Annotated in this window: 18 protein-coding genes; 6 read left to right on the forward strand and 12 right to left on the reverse strand. The window is 59.9% G+C overall.

The window, feature by feature from the left end:
- Nucleotides 1-7 precede the first annotated feature (7 nt).
- The 5 genes from pheS to infC all read right to left on the reverse strand — a co-directional run bounded on the left by pheS (nucleotide 8) and on the right by infC (nucleotide 3,605).
- Nucleotides 8-1,090: a phenylalanine--tRNA ligase subunit alpha gene (gene pheS / locus GDN47_RS17070; RefSeq protein ID WP_112722780.1), complete on the reverse strand. Its 1,083-nt coding sequence runs from the start codon at nucleotides 1,088-1,090 to the stop codon at nucleotides 8-10.
- A 36-nt stretch (nucleotides 1,091-1,126) separates the two neighbouring features.
- Nucleotides 1,127-1,963, reverse strand: coding sequence for a BUD32 family EKC/KEOPS complex subunit (locus GDN47_RS17075; RefSeq protein ID WP_233789948.1), 837 nt, complete (start codon nucleotides 1,961-1,963; stop codon nucleotides 1,127-1,129).
- 138 nt (nucleotides 1,964-2,101) lie between these two features.
- Nucleotides 2,102-2,506: a 50S ribosomal protein L20 gene (rplT, locus tag GDN47_RS17080; RefSeq protein ID WP_069611027.1), complete on the reverse strand. Its 405-nt coding sequence runs from the start codon at nucleotides 2,504-2,506 to the stop codon at nucleotides 2,102-2,104.
- 37 nt (nucleotides 2,507-2,543) lie between these two features.
- Nucleotides 2,544-2,747 carry a 50S ribosomal protein L35 gene (rpmI, locus tag GDN47_RS17085; RefSeq protein WP_069611026.1) on the reverse strand — a complete coding sequence of 68 codons (204 nt, stop codon included), beginning with the start codon at nucleotides 2,745-2,747 and terminating at the stop codon, nucleotides 2,544-2,546.
- A 321-nt stretch (nucleotides 2,748-3,068) separates the two neighbouring features.
- A complete protein-coding gene (infC, locus tag GDN47_RS17090) occupies nucleotides 3,069-3,605 on the reverse strand; it encodes a translation initiation factor IF-3 (RefSeq protein WP_173002511.1) in 537 nt (178 codons plus the stop codon).
- Nucleotides 3,606-3,883: 278 nt separating this feature from the next.
- Here infC and GDN47_RS17095 point away from each other — a divergent pair, with 278 nt between their 5' ends.
- Both GDN47_RS17095 and GDN47_RS17100 read left to right on the forward strand, forming a co-directional pair.
- Nucleotides 3,884-4,696: an alpha/beta hydrolase gene (locus GDN47_RS17095; RefSeq protein WP_113351414.1), complete on the forward strand. Its 813-nt coding sequence runs from the start codon at nucleotides 3,884-3,886 to the stop codon at nucleotides 4,694-4,696.
- A gap of 235 nt (nucleotides 4,697-4,931) precedes the next feature.
- Nucleotides 4,932-5,531: a transglutaminase-like cysteine peptidase gene (locus GDN47_RS17100; RefSeq protein ID WP_113329868.1), complete on the forward strand. Its 600-nt coding sequence runs from the start codon at nucleotides 4,932-4,934 to the stop codon at nucleotides 5,529-5,531.
- 123 nt (nucleotides 5,532-5,654) lie between these two features.
- On the opposite strand, the gene GDN47_RS17105 is transcribed toward GDN47_RS17100, so the two are convergent.
- Entirely contained in the window at nucleotides 5,655-5,843 is a 189-nt protein-coding gene (locus tag GDN47_RS17105) for a hypothetical protein (protein ID WP_069611022.1), read from the reverse strand.
- Between the two features lie 239 nt (nucleotides 5,844-6,082).
- Nucleotides 6,083-7,066, reverse strand: a complete 984-nt coding sequence (gene mbfA / locus GDN47_RS17110) for an iron exporter MbfA (protein ID WP_113329866.1) — start codon at nucleotides 7,064-7,066, stop codon at nucleotides 6,083-6,085.
- Nucleotides 7,067-7,328: 262 nt separating this feature from the next.
- On the opposite strand from mbfA, the gene GDN47_RS17115 reads away from it, so the two are divergent.
- Nucleotides 7,329-7,796: a group III truncated hemoglobin gene (locus GDN47_RS17115; protein WP_113329865.1), complete on the forward strand. Its 468-nt coding sequence runs from the start codon at nucleotides 7,329-7,331 to the stop codon at nucleotides 7,794-7,796.
- Nucleotides 7,797-7,861: 65 nt separating this feature from the next.
- Here GDN47_RS17115 and GDN47_RS17120 read toward each other — a convergent pair whose 3' ends face one another.
- A complete protein-coding gene (locus tag GDN47_RS17120) occupies nucleotides 7,862-8,419 on the reverse strand; it encodes a DUF308 domain-containing protein (protein WP_113329864.1) in 558 nt (185 codons plus the stop codon).
- A 139-nt stretch (nucleotides 8,420-8,558) separates the two neighbouring features.
- Here GDN47_RS17120 and GDN47_RS17125 point away from each other — a divergent pair, with 139 nt between their 5' ends.
- The gene (locus GDN47_RS17125) at nucleotides 8,559-9,143 is read left to right on the forward strand and encodes a TetR/AcrR family transcriptional regulator (RefSeq protein WP_145323408.1); all 585 of its coding nucleotides are present in this window, start codon (nucleotides 8,559-8,561) and stop codon (nucleotides 9,141-9,143) included.
- Between the two features lie 53 nt (nucleotides 9,144-9,196).
- Here the strand turns inward: GDN47_RS17125 and GDN47_RS17130 are convergent, their stop codons facing one another.
- The gene (locus GDN47_RS17130; protein ID WP_173002502.1) at nucleotides 9,197-10,111 is read right to left on the reverse strand and encodes an EamA family transporter; all 915 of its coding nucleotides are present in this window, start codon (nucleotides 10,109-10,111) and stop codon (nucleotides 9,197-9,199) included.
- A gap of 96 nt (nucleotides 10,112-10,207) precedes the next feature.
- Complete coding sequence (locus GDN47_RS17135) at nucleotides 10,208-11,233, reverse strand: histone deacetylase family protein (protein ID WP_152093848.1); 1,026 nt, start codon at nucleotides 11,231-11,233, stop codon at nucleotides 10,208-10,210.
- 148 nt (nucleotides 11,234-11,381) lie between these two features.
- On the opposite strand from GDN47_RS17135, the gene GDN47_RS17140 reads away from it, so the two are divergent.
- The gene (locus tag GDN47_RS17140) at nucleotides 11,382-11,987 is read left to right on the forward strand and encodes an HAD-IA family hydrolase (RefSeq protein ID WP_152093849.1); all 606 of its coding nucleotides are present in this window, start codon (nucleotides 11,382-11,384) and stop codon (nucleotides 11,985-11,987) included.
- A 9-nt stretch (nucleotides 11,988-11,996) separates the two neighbouring features.
- Here GDN47_RS17140 and GDN47_RS17145 read toward each other — a convergent pair whose 3' ends face one another.
- Nucleotides 11,997-12,518 (reverse strand): GNAT family N-acetyltransferase, encoded by a 522-nt coding sequence (locus GDN47_RS17145; RefSeq protein ID WP_152093850.1) that lies wholly within the window; start codon nucleotides 12,516-12,518, stop codon nucleotides 11,997-11,999.
- A gap of 17 nt (nucleotides 12,519-12,535) precedes the next feature.
- Nucleotides 12,536-13,108 (reverse strand): helix-turn-helix domain-containing protein, encoded by a 573-nt coding sequence (locus GDN47_RS17150; RefSeq protein ID WP_152093851.1) that lies wholly within the window; start codon nucleotides 13,106-13,108, stop codon nucleotides 12,536-12,538.
- A gap of 171 nt (nucleotides 13,109-13,279) precedes the next feature.
- Between GDN47_RS17150 and lepA the strand changes: the two genes are divergently transcribed.
- Nucleotides 13,280-15,112: a translation elongation factor 4 gene (gene lepA, locus GDN47_RS17155; RefSeq protein WP_113329859.1), complete on the forward strand. Its 1,833-nt coding sequence runs from the start codon at nucleotides 13,280-13,282 to the stop codon at nucleotides 15,110-15,112.
- Nucleotides 15,113-15,121: the final 9 nt, after the last annotated feature.

Raw genomic sequence — 15,121 nt, forward strand, 5'->3', positions numbered from 1 at the left:
CCCTTCCTTACGCGCTCAGGCCGCCGAACAGCGTCGGCATGTCGAGCGGGCGGAAGCCATAGTGGTTCATCCAGCGGACATCGGCGTTGAAGAAGTCGCGCAGGTCGGGCATGCCGTATTTCAGCATGGCAATACGATCGAGGCCCATGCCCCAGGCAAAGCCCTGATATTCGTCCGGATCGAGACCGCCATAGCGCAGTACGTTCGGATGCACCATGCCGCAGCCGAGGATTTCCATCCAATCGGTGCCTTCGCCGAACTTGACGATCGGGCCGGAGCGGTCGCACTGGATATCCACTTCGAAGGACGGCTCCGTGAAGGGGAAGAAGGACGGGCGGAAGCGCATCGTCACATTGTCGACCTCGAAGAAGGTCTTGCAGAACTCTTCGAGCACCCAGCGGATGTTGGCGACGTTCGCCGTCTTGTCGATGACGAGGCCTTCGACCTGATGGAACATCGGTGAATGCGTGGCGTCCGAATCCTGGCGGTAGGTTTTTCCCGGGATGATGATGCGGATTGGCGGCTTCTGCGCTTCCATGGTGCGCACCTGCACCGGCGAGGTGTGCGTGCGCAGCACCTTGCGCTCACCCTTTTCATCCGGCTGGAAGAAGAAGGTGTCGTGCATTTCGCGGGCCGGATGTCCTTCCGGGAAGTTCAGCGCCGTGAAGTTATAATAATCGGTCTCGACATCGGGACCTTCGGCGATCGAGAAGCCCATGTCGCCGAAGATGGCGGTGATTTCGTCGACGATCTGGCTGATCGGGTGAATGCGGCCGCGTTCGGCCGGCGAGGAGCGAACCGGCAGGCTGACATCGACGGTCTCCGCCTTCAGCTTCGCCTCGATCGCCGCATCGCGCAACTCGCCCTTGCGGGCGTTAATGGCATCGGTGACGGAATTCTTGAGAGCATTGATGGCCGCGCCGCGTGTCTGCCGTTCTTCCGGCGACATCGAGCCCAGCGTCTTCAGCAGTTCAGAAACCGAGCCCTTCTTGCCGAGCGCAGCAACCCTGACCGCCTCGATCGCCTGCTCGTCGTTCGCCGCGGCCACCTCGGCCATGAGTTGGGTTTCAAGTGTTACGAGTTCCGTCATCTGGTCCTGCCTTGCGGACCAGGGGCCATCGGGCTCTCAGTCCACGGAATAAGTGGTGAACGCATGCATCAGAAAGCTTGTCGCAACGATGAAGCGCTGGAGATCACTACCCATGTGCACGCGGCCAATCAACCGGGCAAGGAACAAAAAACCGCCTAGAAAGCGAATCATGCGCTGAAGCTCGGCGCGCGCAGCCGCTGGTGCCTGCTCCGACCAGGCTTCATAGGCTCTGTTCTGCGTCGCAAGCCCGAGGCGAGCGCCGGTTGCGATCTGCAGGAAGAGCAGCCAAATATCACGGGCCTGCGCCACTGCAAGCGACATGACTGTCTGCGGGTCCTCCTCGAAATCCATGAAGCCAAGCCGATCGCCGGCGAAGAACATGTCGCGCGGATAGGGCCTGCCATGACAAAGCCCCTTGGCATGCAGCCGGCCGAGCTCGGCAGCGCAAGCGACCATGAGTTCATCGTGAGCAGCGGGATCGCTCTCCTTCAGCTGCGCAAGGCGGCGCTGAACCGTGATTCCGGCGTCCGCAAGAACAAGCGCGCCATTCGAAGCGTAGAGAACCTCCGGAACGGCTACACCCCGCTGCCTGAACAAGCCGATGCGCTGCATTTCCCGCTCGGCCATCTGCCGCGCAGACAGATAGGTACAGGGGCGCAGGAAGGCGAGCGGGACAATGCGTGAAAAGACCCTCTGCAGATGACGCCAGGCAGAGGGTTTCTTCGTGCCGTATCGCTTGATCCAGACCTGACAGGCAGAAAGGGCAACTCGCTCGACACGGCTGGAACCGTTCACCAGCACCGTCAGCAAGGTCTCTATGTCCTTACCGTTCAGATTGGGTATGAAGTTCAGTTCCGCAGTCTTGCCATTCAACAATTTCACCCATTCCCGATACCGGGAATCCTCAAGGTGACTATCGCAAATTGATTGTATTGCAAAAAATACAAAACCCGCGCTGGTTACACAAGCGCGGGTTTCATAAATATGACAAAAACTGTCTAGTAGACGCTCTTAGCCAACAGCGGCTTCGAACTCGTTCTTCGTGCCAGCGTCCTTGAGGTACTCAAGCGCCTTCTTGGAGGCAGCGACGAGGGCGCCGAAAGCTTCCGGCTCATGGATTGCCATGTCGGAGAGAACCTTGCGGTCGACTTCGATGCCAGCCTTGTTCAGACCGTCGATAAAGCGGCCGTAGGTCAGGCCGAACTCGCGGACGGCAGCGTTGATGCGCTGGATCCAGAGGGCGCGGAAGTTGCGCTTGTTGACCTTGCGGTCGCGGTAAGCGTACTGCTTGGAACGGTCGACGGCGGCCTTGGCGGTACGGATGGTGTTCTTGCGGCGGCCGTAGAAGCCCTTGGCTGCCTTCAGAACCTTCTTGTGCTTGGCGTGGGCGGTAACGCCTCTTTTTACGCGTGCCATTTCATGATCTCCTTAGTCTATAGCGTTACGAATAGTCTTAGAGACCGTTCGGCAAGTAGTTCTTGACAACCTTACGGCCATCCGGTTCTGCGAGAACCATGGTGCCGCGGGCATCGCGAATGAACTTGTTGCTACGCTTGATCATGCCGTGGCGCTTGCCAGCAGCGGCTGCCTTGACCTTGCCGGATGCGGTGATCTTGAACCGCTTCTTGGCAGAGGACTTCGTCTTCATCTTGGGCATTTTGCTACTCCTTCGATGCTTCCTGGCGCGCTTTGCTTAAAGCCCTTCCCACAGATCCGGACTGGCCGGGCTGCAACAAGGTGCCGGAGCGTTTGTTGTTGAACGGCGGATACGGTGACGAACCGCTCCACCAGCATTCTGAACTGCCACGGCATGCCCTGCCGGTCAGTTCGGACGCGCGCTTATAACCGCACTTGCCCCGAAGTGCAACGGTGCGAATGCGGGAATCTTTGCAGATCGATGACAGGCATCGACCCCTGCCGCAGAAAAGGAAAAAGCCGTCCAAGGGACGGCTCCGGCCTCTCTACTCCGACTTGCGCCTCACTTCGGCGCAAGCACCATCATCATCTGGCGGCCTTCGAGCTTGGGCTCGGCCTCTACCTTGGCAATCTCGATCGTATCTTCCTTGACCTGCTGAAGCAGCTTCATGCCAAGTTCCTGATGGGCCATTTCGCGGCCGCGGAACTTCAAGGTCACCTTCACCTTGTCGCCTTCTTCAAAGAAACGACCGATCGCCTTCATCTTCACCTCATAGTCATGGGTGTCGATGTTGGGACGCATCTTAATTTCTTTGACTTCGACGATCTTCTGCTTCTTGCGCGCCTCGGCGGCCTTCTTCTGGTTGGCGTATTTCAGCTTGCCCAGATCGAGGATCTTGCACACAGGCGGTTCAGCATTGGGGGAAATCTCTACCAGATCGAGACCGGCCTCCTCTGCCATTCTCAATGCCTGGTCGGTCGGGACGATGCCCATATTCTGGCCGTCAGCCGTAATGAGCTGAACTTTGGGAATGCGAATTTCCCTGTTGGAACGCGGCCCGTCCTTTACGGGCGCGTCGGCTTTAAAAGGTCTGCGAATGGTCGTATTCTCCACGAATTGTTTCGGATAGCTGCAGCCTCTCGCTCCCCGTCGGCGCAACTGACGGAAATGTCGTAAAAGCTGTGTTGAAGTCAATAGCATGACAGCAGGAAAAAAGCACCTCCCGCGTGTCAATGGAGTGTCCTGGAAGCGCGAGATGCGCGAAGGACACAGTATCCTTCTCCCTTTATATAGAAACTACAGCGAAAAGATCGAGGATTTTTCAGGTCACGCGGACGCGAATCTGTTCTATAGGGCAGAAAATCCGGGAGTTTTCCATGTCCGAGACCGCCACATCCATCCAACAGACCTTCCTTCCCGTTGGCACGGGCGAGAGCGAGCGCCAGATCGCCATCATCGAGCGCACCGCCGGCAAGGGTGCCAGGAATGTCAGCTTCGTCTGGTTGTCCGGCTATCGATCCGACATGAGCGGCACCAAGGCCGTGGAGCTGGATGCGCTGGCGGAGCGGCTTGGTGTCGGCTGTATTCGCTTCGACTATTCCGGCCACGGGCAGTCCGGCGGCAAGTTCACCAACGGCACGATTTCGCGCTGGCTGGAAGAGGCACTTGCCGTCATCGATCATACCAAACCGAAGAAGATCATTCTCGTCGGCTCGTCGATGGGCGGCTGGATCGCGCTCAGGGTCATCCAGGAACTGCGCAAACGCAAAAAGACAGCCGCCATCGCCGGCCTCGTGCTTATCGCGCCTGCTCCCGATTTCACCATCGATCTCATCGAGCCGAACCTTTCCGATGTCGAGCGGCGCTCGCTGGCGGAACGCGGCTATTTCGAGGAGCCTTCGGAATACAGCCCCGAGCCGAACATCTTCACGCGCGCCCTCATCGAGGACGGCCGCGCCAATCGCGTGCTGACCGGCATCATCGAGACTCGCTGCCCGGTACATATATTGCAGGGTATGCAGGATGCAGACGTGCCTTTCTCGCATTCGTTAAAGCTGGTCGAGCATCTGCCGGCGGACGATGTCGTGTTAACGCTTGTGCGCGACGGCGATCATCGCCTGTCGCGGCCGCAGGACATCGAGCGCATGCTCGCTGTGGCCGAGACGTTGGCGCTACATAAAGCGCCATAAAAACAAATAGATATCTGCGAAATGCTCGGTGCGCTGGCTCCTTTTGCGACCGCCTCGGGGGCGCGCTTGCGTAATCGCAGGCAGCAGGAAATTATGGCAACTATCTCCTTGATTGTGCCGAAATTAACCATAGGAGCCGGTTCCGGTGTTAACACTTAAGTAACGATTGACTTCGCGCACCCCCCTACATTAACAATTTGTTAACAAATGCAGGGACGATACAAGGATAGTGGGCGTGCGTATTAAGGGCTTGTTGATTGCCTTCGCTGCTATAGTTGCGATGTCGTCGGCGGCGATGCCGGCACCTCAGCAGGGTGTTTCGATGACCGTCGGCAACGTGACCTCCCAGCCGATCGGACACTACGACTTCTGCCAGAGACATACCGACGAATGCGGTCCGACCCGTAATGTCGGTCCCGTCGACATGAACGCGGCCGCCTGGGCTCTCGTCAACCAGATCAACCTGCGCGTCAACAAGACGATCCGCCCGGCGACCGACATGGAAGTCTACGGCCAGGAGGAATATTGGGAATATCCGAAGACCGCTGGCGACTGCGAGGATTTTGCCCTGCTGAAGCGCAAGCTCCTCATCCAGAGCGGCATTTCCGCCTCCAACCTGTTGATGACGGTCGTTCGCAAGCCTGATGGCGAAGGACATGCAGTGCTGACGCTGCGCACCAAGCAGGGCGATTTTATCCTCGACAACCTTGAGGACGAGATCAAGGTCTGGACCAAAACTCCCTATTCCTATCTGAAGCGTCAGGCGAGCTTCAATGCCGGCCGCTGGGTCACCATCGAGAACGGCAACGACGTCCTGGTTGGCGCCGTCAAGTAAGCGCGAGCTAATTTCTCGTTACACAAGAAGGCCGGCCCATCGGACCGGCCTTTTGCTTTTTCGTCTTGTAATAAGACCCGTCCTCACTCCTGTGTGCGGACGAATTTGCTACCAGCACGAGCGTCAAGAGTTCTTATGGCTCTGCTGGCCGGCCTTGACGTGCTGCTCGTGGGTGCCGCCGCGTGAGCTGGCAGAGTGCTGCTCACGGGAGCCGGTGGACGAAGCATTCCTGGTGTTGTCGTTGTCCATGCGCTTGTGGCTTTGCTGGCCAGCCTTCACATGCTGCTCGTGGGTTCCACCTTGGTTTGCCATTGGATCATCTCCTTTGGTTTGCAGACGAGGCCAAGAGCGGCCTCGTGTTGCTAACCGGTGGCGGCGGAAGGCGTTCCGAAATTTAACATTTCGTGATCTCGGAGTGTCTTTGCCCTTTCGGGGGCGACAAAACCACAAAACATTGCCCGTCCCTCACCGCCGGCTCTTCGCCTGGGCTCGGGGCGTTCGGCGCTCGAAACGATTCACCGGATCGTTTCGTCGGCTATGCCGAACGCGTCTCACCCATTTCCGATCAGAATGCCGGCACCCAGCACCAGCGAGCCGCCGAGGACGACCTGGAAGGCAGCCCGCAGGAACGGCGTCTCCATATATTTGTTCTGGATGAAGGCGATGGCCCAAAGCTCGAAGAAGACGACGATTGCGGCCGTAATCGTCGCGGTCCAGAAATGCGGGATAAGGTAGGGCAGCGCATGGCCAAGGCCGCCGAGCGCGGTCATGATGCCGCAGGCAAGGCCGCGCTTGATCGGCGAACCGCGACCGGAGATCTTGCCGTCGTCATGGGCTGCCTCGGTGAAACCCATGGAGATACCGGCGCCGACCGAAGCCGAAAGGCCGACGAGAAAGGTCTGCCAGGTCTGCTGCGTGGCGAAGGCGGCGGCAAAGATCGGCGCGAGCGTGGAGACAGAGCCATCCATCAGCCCGGCGAGACCCGGCTGCACATAGGTCAGCACGAACTGGCGGCGCGCCTGCGCATCTTCCTCGTGCTTGACCTCTTCCGGCGTATGCTTCTCGCCAAGCAGGCGGGCAACATCTTCATGACCCTGCTCGGCAAGTGCGAGATCGCCGAGAAGCTGGCGCGTCGAGGCATCGGATACCTGCTTGGCTGCTTCGACATAGAAATTATAGGCCTGCTGCTCCATCGCCTCGGCCTCGTCGCGCATGGCATCGAGGGAGAGGTTCTTGCGCAGCCAATCGGGTTTGCGCTCGTAAAAGCCGCGCACATGCTCACGCCTGATCAGCGGGATACGCTCGCCGAAGCGGCGGCGGTGCATGTCGATCAATGTCTTGCGATGCGTATCCTCGACCTCGGCCATATCCTCGAAAACCTTGGCGGACTCGGGATAATGCGGGCGGAGCGTATCGGCATAGGCGAGATAAATGCGTGAATCGTCTTCCTCTGCCGCAATGGCAATCGCCAAAATCTCCTGTTCGGAAAGAGAGGTGAAGGGACGTTTCGACGGGCGAAATAAGCCTAGCAGCATCGGGGCAACCTCATAACTTTAGAATTATTCTAATTCTAAAGTCGGCAATTGCGCTGGTCAAGCACGGAGACGTCATTGCGGAGGGAAAATCGTGCCGGAAAATTTGTGGCCCGCCGAACGAGGCCGCGGAAATAGCAGCGCGACTTTGACAGATTGCCGCAACATCTCCATGACGTCTTGGTCGCGCTGAGAAATTGCATACATAGGGACCTGAAAGACGTCGGAGCAGCGGTTCTCCACGCGCCGGCACCCGGAGAATATTATGGAAAACGAGATACAGGCTCGCGCCGCCCATCTTGCCGGCATCCGCGAAAGGGCCGAGGCGGAGATGGCGCGGATGGGCATCGATCCCGCCTTCATCGACAGGCTGGTCGACACGTTCTATGGGCGCGTTCAGGCGCATCCCCGGCTCGGACCGGTCTTCGACGGGCGCCTTGCCGGGCGCTGGCCCGACCACATGGAAAAGATGAAGCGCTTCTGGTCCTCCGTTGCCTTCAAGAACGGCGCCTATGGCGGCAAACCGGTCCAGGCGCATCTCGGCGTCGAGGGCATCGCCGCCGACCTCTTTCCAGAATGGCTGGCGCTTTTCTCCGAAACCCTTACCGATATCGCGCCTTCCAAAGAGGCAAGAGACTGGTTCATGGCGACGGCCGAGCGCATCGCCAAGAGTCTGACGCTCTCACTCTTCTATAATCCAGCGCTGGACGATCCCGCGAGAACGACGGCTTAAGGCAGGCCGCGCGAAAATACGGCGGCAAGTCACTTCAAACTCGCCGCCACAAGATCACGCAGCGCCTATGCATGTGCTTTGCGATAGGCCGTGACCGCAAGCCAGATTGCGGAAAGCAGGAAATAGAAGGCTCCGAACGCCGCGTAGGGGACGATATCCAGAATGGTCGGCTCGACCGTGCCGAGGGATCGGCTGAGCATGAAACCGCCAGCAAGCGCCGACTGCGCGCCGCTCAGGATCATTACCCATTGAGCGCCGTAGATACGCCAGCGCCTCACGCCGGTGTAGAGTTGCAGCAAGCCCGAGAGGATCGCCCAAGCCCCAAACACGGCCAGGACGGCATAGGTGCTATTGTAGGCGGCCACGACAACGGCGAGCGCCGTGACGATGCTGACGACAACATTCAACGCCTGGGACGGATTGACCTTCAGGCCGCCGTTAACCCGGGCGTCGACCAGATTGGCGAGGGCATCCCAGACAGGATAGATCACCAGCAGAAACGCGGCGGATGGCGGTTTTGCGCTGAGGAAGATCGCGGCTGCAATCCAGACGATCGAGAACAGGGCACGTGTAAAATAGTAGGATTGCAGCCAGTTGGGCTGCGATGAAATGCGACTTTGCATCGGGAGGCTCCTTGTATTTACCTACCTACTAGTAGGAAGATACACTCAGTAAGTCAACACAGGCTCGAACACCGTTTCGTGAGAGCCAGAAGTGGTGCGGCAATCTTGACAACCAGCCTACCAAAAGGTAGGCAGCGATATGAAATCAATAACTTCCACTTCAGAAAAAATTCTCGACATCGCACAGGCTCTTATCGTGGCCGGAGGCTACAACGGCTTCAGCTATGCCGACATCTCCGCTGCGATCGGCATCCGGAAGGCAAGCATCCACCATCACTTTCCGACAAAGGCCGAACTGGTTTCGGTGCTGGTGAACCGTTACAGGCAGCAGACGGAAGCGGGTTTGAAGTCTTTGCGCGAAGGCATCTCGAGCCCCGCGGAACAGCTGCAGGCCTATGTGAGCTACTGGCACTCATGCATTCGGGACGCCTCGCTGCCCTTCTGCGTCTGTGCGATGCTCGCCAGCGAGATGCAGATGCTGCCGGAGGAGGTCGCATCCCAGGTGCGAGGCCATTTTCATAGCCTCGCCGGGTGGCTTACGTCAGTGCTGCAGGCGGGAACCGAGAATGGCCTCTTCCGGCTGAACAAACGGCCCGAGGAAGAGGCACAAATCCTGATGGCCTCGGTTCATGGAGCAATGCTCTCGGCGAGAGCTTTCGGCGATCCAGAACTGTTCATTGCAATCGTTGCACCCCAGATCGCCAGGCTTCAAGCCGCGGATTGACGGAGAGTTGCCGGGCCAAACTCAAAGCAACGACGGCTTACCCCCCGCCAGTCTTAGCCTTTCGCAGCGAAGATCGTCGCCCCGATACTGGCTGCAACAACAAGCGCGGTGCCGAACATCTGAGACGGCGTCATCGGCTGCGACAGGATGACGAAGCCGGCAAAGGCGCCGATGGCAGGCTCGAGGCTCATGAGGATGCCGAAGGACGAGGTGGGCATGCGCCGCAGCGCCACCATTTCCAGCACATAGGGCATCAGCGGAACGAGCAGCGCAAGCCCGGCTATTTCGAGCAGGCCGAAGGCCGTCAGATGCGGGACGGCCGAGGCAAAGCCGAAGGGGGTGGAAACGACCGCTGCAACCAGCAGCGACATGGAAAGCCCCTCGAGGCCCTGAAAGGCATTGCCAACCTTCTTCGTCAAAAGAATGTAGCAGGCCCAGCCCGCGCCTGCGCCGATGGCAAAGAGAATGCCGGGGAGATTGCCGACCCATTCTTCGCCATCATAGGCCAGGAGCAGAACGCCGATTGCCGCAAGGATTGGCCAGAGAAGTTGGCGGCTGAGTCCGAAGCCGAGGGTCGCAACCAGCAGCGGCCCGAGAAATTCGATGGCGACGGCAAGCCCTAGGGGAATGCGCGCGATTGCCGAAAAGAAAGAAGTCGTCATCAGCGCCGAGACTGTGCCGAGCGCCAGCACGCCGAGCCATTGCGAGCGGCTGTAGCTCGTGATCTTCGGGCGAACGATGATCGCCAGCGCGATGGAGGCGAAGACGAGCCGCAGCCACGTTGCGCCCGCCGGCCCATAGGCGTTGATGATCGGAGCCGACAGGGCCGAGCCGAACTGGATTGACGACATCGACATCACGCACATCAGCACGCCGGCGGCAATGCCGCCGGTCGATGGCGCGACATCCGGATGCGGCATCAGCCCCGCGCCGCCATCCGATCCACTGTCGACAAGCTTCTGTTCCATAAACACCCCCAACTAGGCGGCGTTTTAGAGGCGTGGCCATGCAGTGGCAAATTCAAACTTTTCATCCTGCGATCAGGCACTTTGATGCAAGGCGCCTCAGGCTTCGAGACCCTTCAGCACATTGGCGACGTTCAGTCCGATCTCGGGCACGCCATAGCCACCCTCCATGCAGACGAGGACGGGCAGGCCTGCGGCAGCAACCCGCTCGCCCATGCGGATGAAGTCCTGCGATGTCAGCCTGAAGAAGGAGATCGGATCGCGCTCGAACGTATCGACACCGAGTGAAAGCACGATCGCCTCCGCACCGAAGGCCTTGATGCGGGCAAGCGCATCGTCGAGCGCCGCCGACCAGACCTCCCATGGCGTGCCGCGCGGCATGGGGTAATTGCGGTTGGCGCCCAAGCCATCACCCTCGCCTTCCTCATCAGCATGGCCAAGGAAATAGGGAAAGGCGTGGATGGGGTCGCCATGGAGTGAGGTGGTGAAAACATCGCCGCGTCGGTAGAAAAGGTCCTGCGTGCCGTTGCCGTGATGGAAATCGACATCGAGCACCGCCACCTTGGCCGCGCCGTGATCACGCAGCCGCTGCGCTGCGACGCCGGCATTGTTGATGAAGCAATAACCGCCGAAGAGATCGATGCCGGCATGATGGCCGGGCGGGCGGCAAAGTGCGAAGGCGAAGCGGTTGCCGGCGTTGAGCCAGTCGGCGCCTGTCAGAGCGCAGCGCATGGAAGCGAGCGCCGCCTCATAGGACCCTTTCGTGATCGAGGTATCGGCGGCATTGGCATAATGGCCGATCATGCCGACGATATTGTCAGGCACGCGCTGGCTGGTGCGCCTAACGGGAAAGGAATTGGCGATCGCCTCACCCTTGTAGCCGGCGGCGACCCAGCGCTCCCAGACCACGCCAAGAAAATCGAGATAGGCCGGATCATGCACCTTTTGCGCCGTTTCCAGCCCGTGGGCATGAGGTGCAATCACATCGGCAAAGCCGGCTTCCTTCACGGCGGCGAGGATCCATTCGGCGCGGAAGGGCGCCTCGAAGGGTGTGACGAGCTGGCCATCATGCAGCTCGGTCTTCGCGTCTCTGAGCTTGTGATCCTCCGAATAGATGACCCGCATGTTCGCCTCCCCATCGCCCACTTAGTTCTGCTGATAACACGAAGGCTTACATGCATCGCGTCCGAGAAAAAAGGGTGACATGCAATCTTGAATGCTGCTGCAAACAACTGCACCTTCCGCCTGCGTTTGAGGAATTGGAGGCGGCCGCATGAAACTCCTGATGGTCGATGTCGACGGCGTGTTGGTGCACGGCCGGCCAAGCGACGGATTGCCGCTGTTCACCTATCTGGAGCGCGATCTGGGCTTGCGGCTGGATGTGCTTCAACAGGCGTTCTTCAAAACCTATTGGGTCGATATCGTCACCGGCCGCGATGCGCTGGAGCCGAAGCTTGCAGAAGTTCTCGGCAAAATCGCTCCTCATCTCAGTGCCCGAACGCTGATCGACTACTGGTTCGAGAATGATTCCCGCCTGGACCACGTCCTGCTCGACGATCTCGCCGCCCTGCGGGCCGGGGGAACGAGGATGTTCCTTGCCACCAATCAGGAGCATATGCGCGCCGCCTATCTGATGGGCGAACTCGGGCTCTCCTCCCGCTTCGACGGCATCTTCTATTCCGCCGCCCTCGGCCATCAGAAGCCAGCCGCCGAATTCTTCCGGCTGGCAACCGAACGTGTCGGGATATCCGCAAGCGAGATCGGCTTCATTGATGATGTGGAGACCAATATCGAGGCCGCACGGCACTTCGGCTGGAAGGCGATGCAATGGACAGCGGGATCGACATTGCAGGACGCCATTGCCGCCTTCTCAGCCTGAATAGCCTTCTCAGGCTGCAATGCGCTTATAGAAAATGGTCGTGTCGCAAAGGCCGCCCTCCGGCCACATCGCATAGTCCGGCACGACGCCGACGCGCTGCCAGCCCAGGCGCGGATAGATCGCCTCGGCATCGCTGCCGGTTGCCGTATCGAGCACAAGCAGGGTCTTGCCGATACGGGCTGCCTCGCGCTCAGCCGCCTCCATCAAGAGGCGGGCAAGGCCCTTACCCCGCGCGGATCGGTGCACCAGCAACTTCTTGAGATCGCCGCGATGGGGCTGGTTCGGCATCTGGGCTGCGCCCACCTGCACCGTGCCTACGACCCTGTCCTCGATCACGGCGACAAAAAGCAATGTCCCGCCGCTTTCGACGCTATCGGCGACGCTCTGCCAATAAGGCAATGCATCGGCAGGTCCATAAGGCTGCATGAAGCCGACGGAAGCGCCGCCATTGACGCAATCGGCAAGCACATCGCAGAGATCCCGCAGGACAGTGCGAGCCTCAACGGCGGAGAGAAGACGAATATCGGGCATGAGAAGGTCCTTGGGTGTTATGAACGGCCGCGATCGAGGATGACGCTGTAGCGCGCCGGCACCTCGCCCGGATTGTGGAAGGCGTGGCCATCTCCGACGCCCATGAAGAGGCAATCGCCAGGCATGAGGCGATGGGCGACATCGCGATGCGTCACCTCCATCTCGCCCCCGAACAGCCAGACATGCTGGGTCATGCCGGCACTTGCCGAATTCGGCGGGAAGATGACGCGCGCGCCGGCGGGGAAGATGACTTCGACGACATCGACCTTCGAGTCGGTTCCCGGCGGCGAGACGGCGCGTCTGACATAGCCGGTTCCCGGGTCGCGCCAGATGGCCTGCTGATCGCGGCGGGCAAGCGGCGACACCTCCTTGTCCTCCTCGGCAAAGAAGGCCGAGAGCGAAAGACCGAGCGCTGCGCAGAGCCGCGACAGCAGCGAGGCCGTCGGGCTCGCCTCCGCCCGCTCGATGCGCGAGATCATGGCACGGCTGACGGCCGAGGCATTGGCGAGCTCATCCAGCGTCAGGCCGCGGGCGATGCGTAGCTCCTTGATGCGCGCACCGATCGCCAATTCCAGATCATCATCCGCCATGACTCATGTCTCACGCTTCGTTATTCTACTATATGAGAAATACATGATCGCATGATGGAATCAAGAGCGTTGTGACACTCGGCAGCGGCGAGCCAGAAAAGGCTAACATAACGTGAAGATACCAGCCAAAGCCCCGCTTTTCCGCTTTGCGGCGCGGGGCGGCGCTGCTATATGGCGCGCATGAGCACCAATTCCACCACTCCGCTTTCGCATATCCGCAACTTCTCGATCGTGGCCCATATCGACCACGGCAAATCGACGCTGGCCGACCGCCTGATCCAGACGACGGGCGGCCTTGCCGAGCGCGAGATGTCGGAGCAGGTGCTTGATAATATGGAGATCGAGCGCGAGCGCGGCATCACCATCAAGGCCCAGACCGTGCGCCTGCACTACAAGGCTCAGAACGGCGAAACCTACATCCTCAACCTGATCGACACGCCCGGACATGTCGACTTCGCCTATGAAGTCTCGCGCTCGCTGTCGGCCTGCGAGGGATCGCTGCTTGTCGTCGACGCCTCTCAGGGTGTTGAAGCGCAGACGCTTGCCAACGTCTATCAGGCGATCGACAACAATCACGAGCTCGTCACCGTCCTCAACAAGATCGACCTGCCGGCGGCCGAACCCGACCGCATCAAGGAACAGATTGAGGAAGTGATCGGCATCGACGCCTCCGACGCCGTGCTGATTTCGGCCAAGACCGGCCTCGGCATTCCCGACGTTCTCGAAGCCATCGTGCACAAGCTGCCGGCGCCGAAAAGCGCGGGCGGCGAGAAGGCGCCGCTGAAGGCGCTGCTGGTCGACAGCTGGTACGACACCTATCTCGGCGTCATGGTTCTCGTGCGCATCATCGACGGCACGCTGACCAAGGGCCAGACCATCCGCATGATGGGCACGGACGCGAAGTACCAGATCGAGCGTGTCGGCGTTCTCACGCCGAAGATGGTCGCCGTCGACAGCCTTGGCCCCGGCGAGATCGGCTTCATCACCGCTTCGATCAAGGAAGTGGCCGATACCCGCGTCGGCGATACCATCACCGAAGACAAGCGCCCGACCGCCGAGCCGCTGCCGGGCTTCAAGCCGGCGCAGCCTGTCGTCTTCTGCGGTCTCTTCCCGGTCGATGCCGCTGATTTCGAAGATCTGCGCTCCGCCATGGGCAAGCTGCGCCTCAACGACGCCAGCTTCTCCTTCGAAATGGAATCGTCTGCCGCTCTTGGTTTCGGCTTCCGCTGCGGCTTCCTCGGCCTTCTGCATCTGGAAATCATCCAGGAGCGCCTGGAGCGCGAATTCAATCTCGACCTGATCGCGACGGCTCCCTCGGTCGTCTATCAGCTCACCATGACCGACGGCACCGAGATCGAGCTGCATAACCCGGCCGACATGCCCGACGTGGTCAAGATTTCCGAATTCCGCGAGCCTTGGATCAAGGCGACGATCCTGACGCCGGACGACTATCTCGGCTCGATCCTGAAGCTCTGCCAGGACCGCCGCGGTATCCAGACCGAACTGACCTATGTCGGCAACCGCGCCATGATCACCTATGACCTGCCGCTCAACGAAGTCGTCTTCGACTTCTACGACCGCCTTAAGTCGATCTCCAAGGGCTATGCCTCCTTCGACTACAGCCTGACAGACTATCGCGAGAGCGACCTCGTCAAGATGTCGATCCTCGTCAATGCCGAGCCGGTGGATGCGCTCTCCATGCTCGTGCACCGCTCGGCGGCTGAAAAGCGCGGCCGCGTCATGTGCGAGAAGCTGAAAGACCTGATCCCGCAGCACATGTTCCAGATCCCGATCCAGGCCGCCATCGGCGGGCGCATTATCGCACGCGAGACGGTGAAGGCGCTGCGCAAGGACGTGACCGCCAAGTGCTACGGCGGCGACGCCACCCGCAAGCGCAAGCTGCTCGACAAGCAGAAGGAAGGCAAGAAGCGCATGCGGCAGTTCGGCAAGGTCGAAATCCCGCAGGAAGCGTTCATTGCCGCGCTGAAGATGGGGGATGAGTGAGGCTCTTCC

Origin of the sequence: Martinezella dioscoreae (genome assembly GCF_009176305.1) — a bacterium.
Taxonomy (GTDB): Bacteria; Pseudomonadota; Alphaproteobacteria; order Rhizobiales; family Rhizobiaceae; genus Rhizobium; species Rhizobium dioscoreae.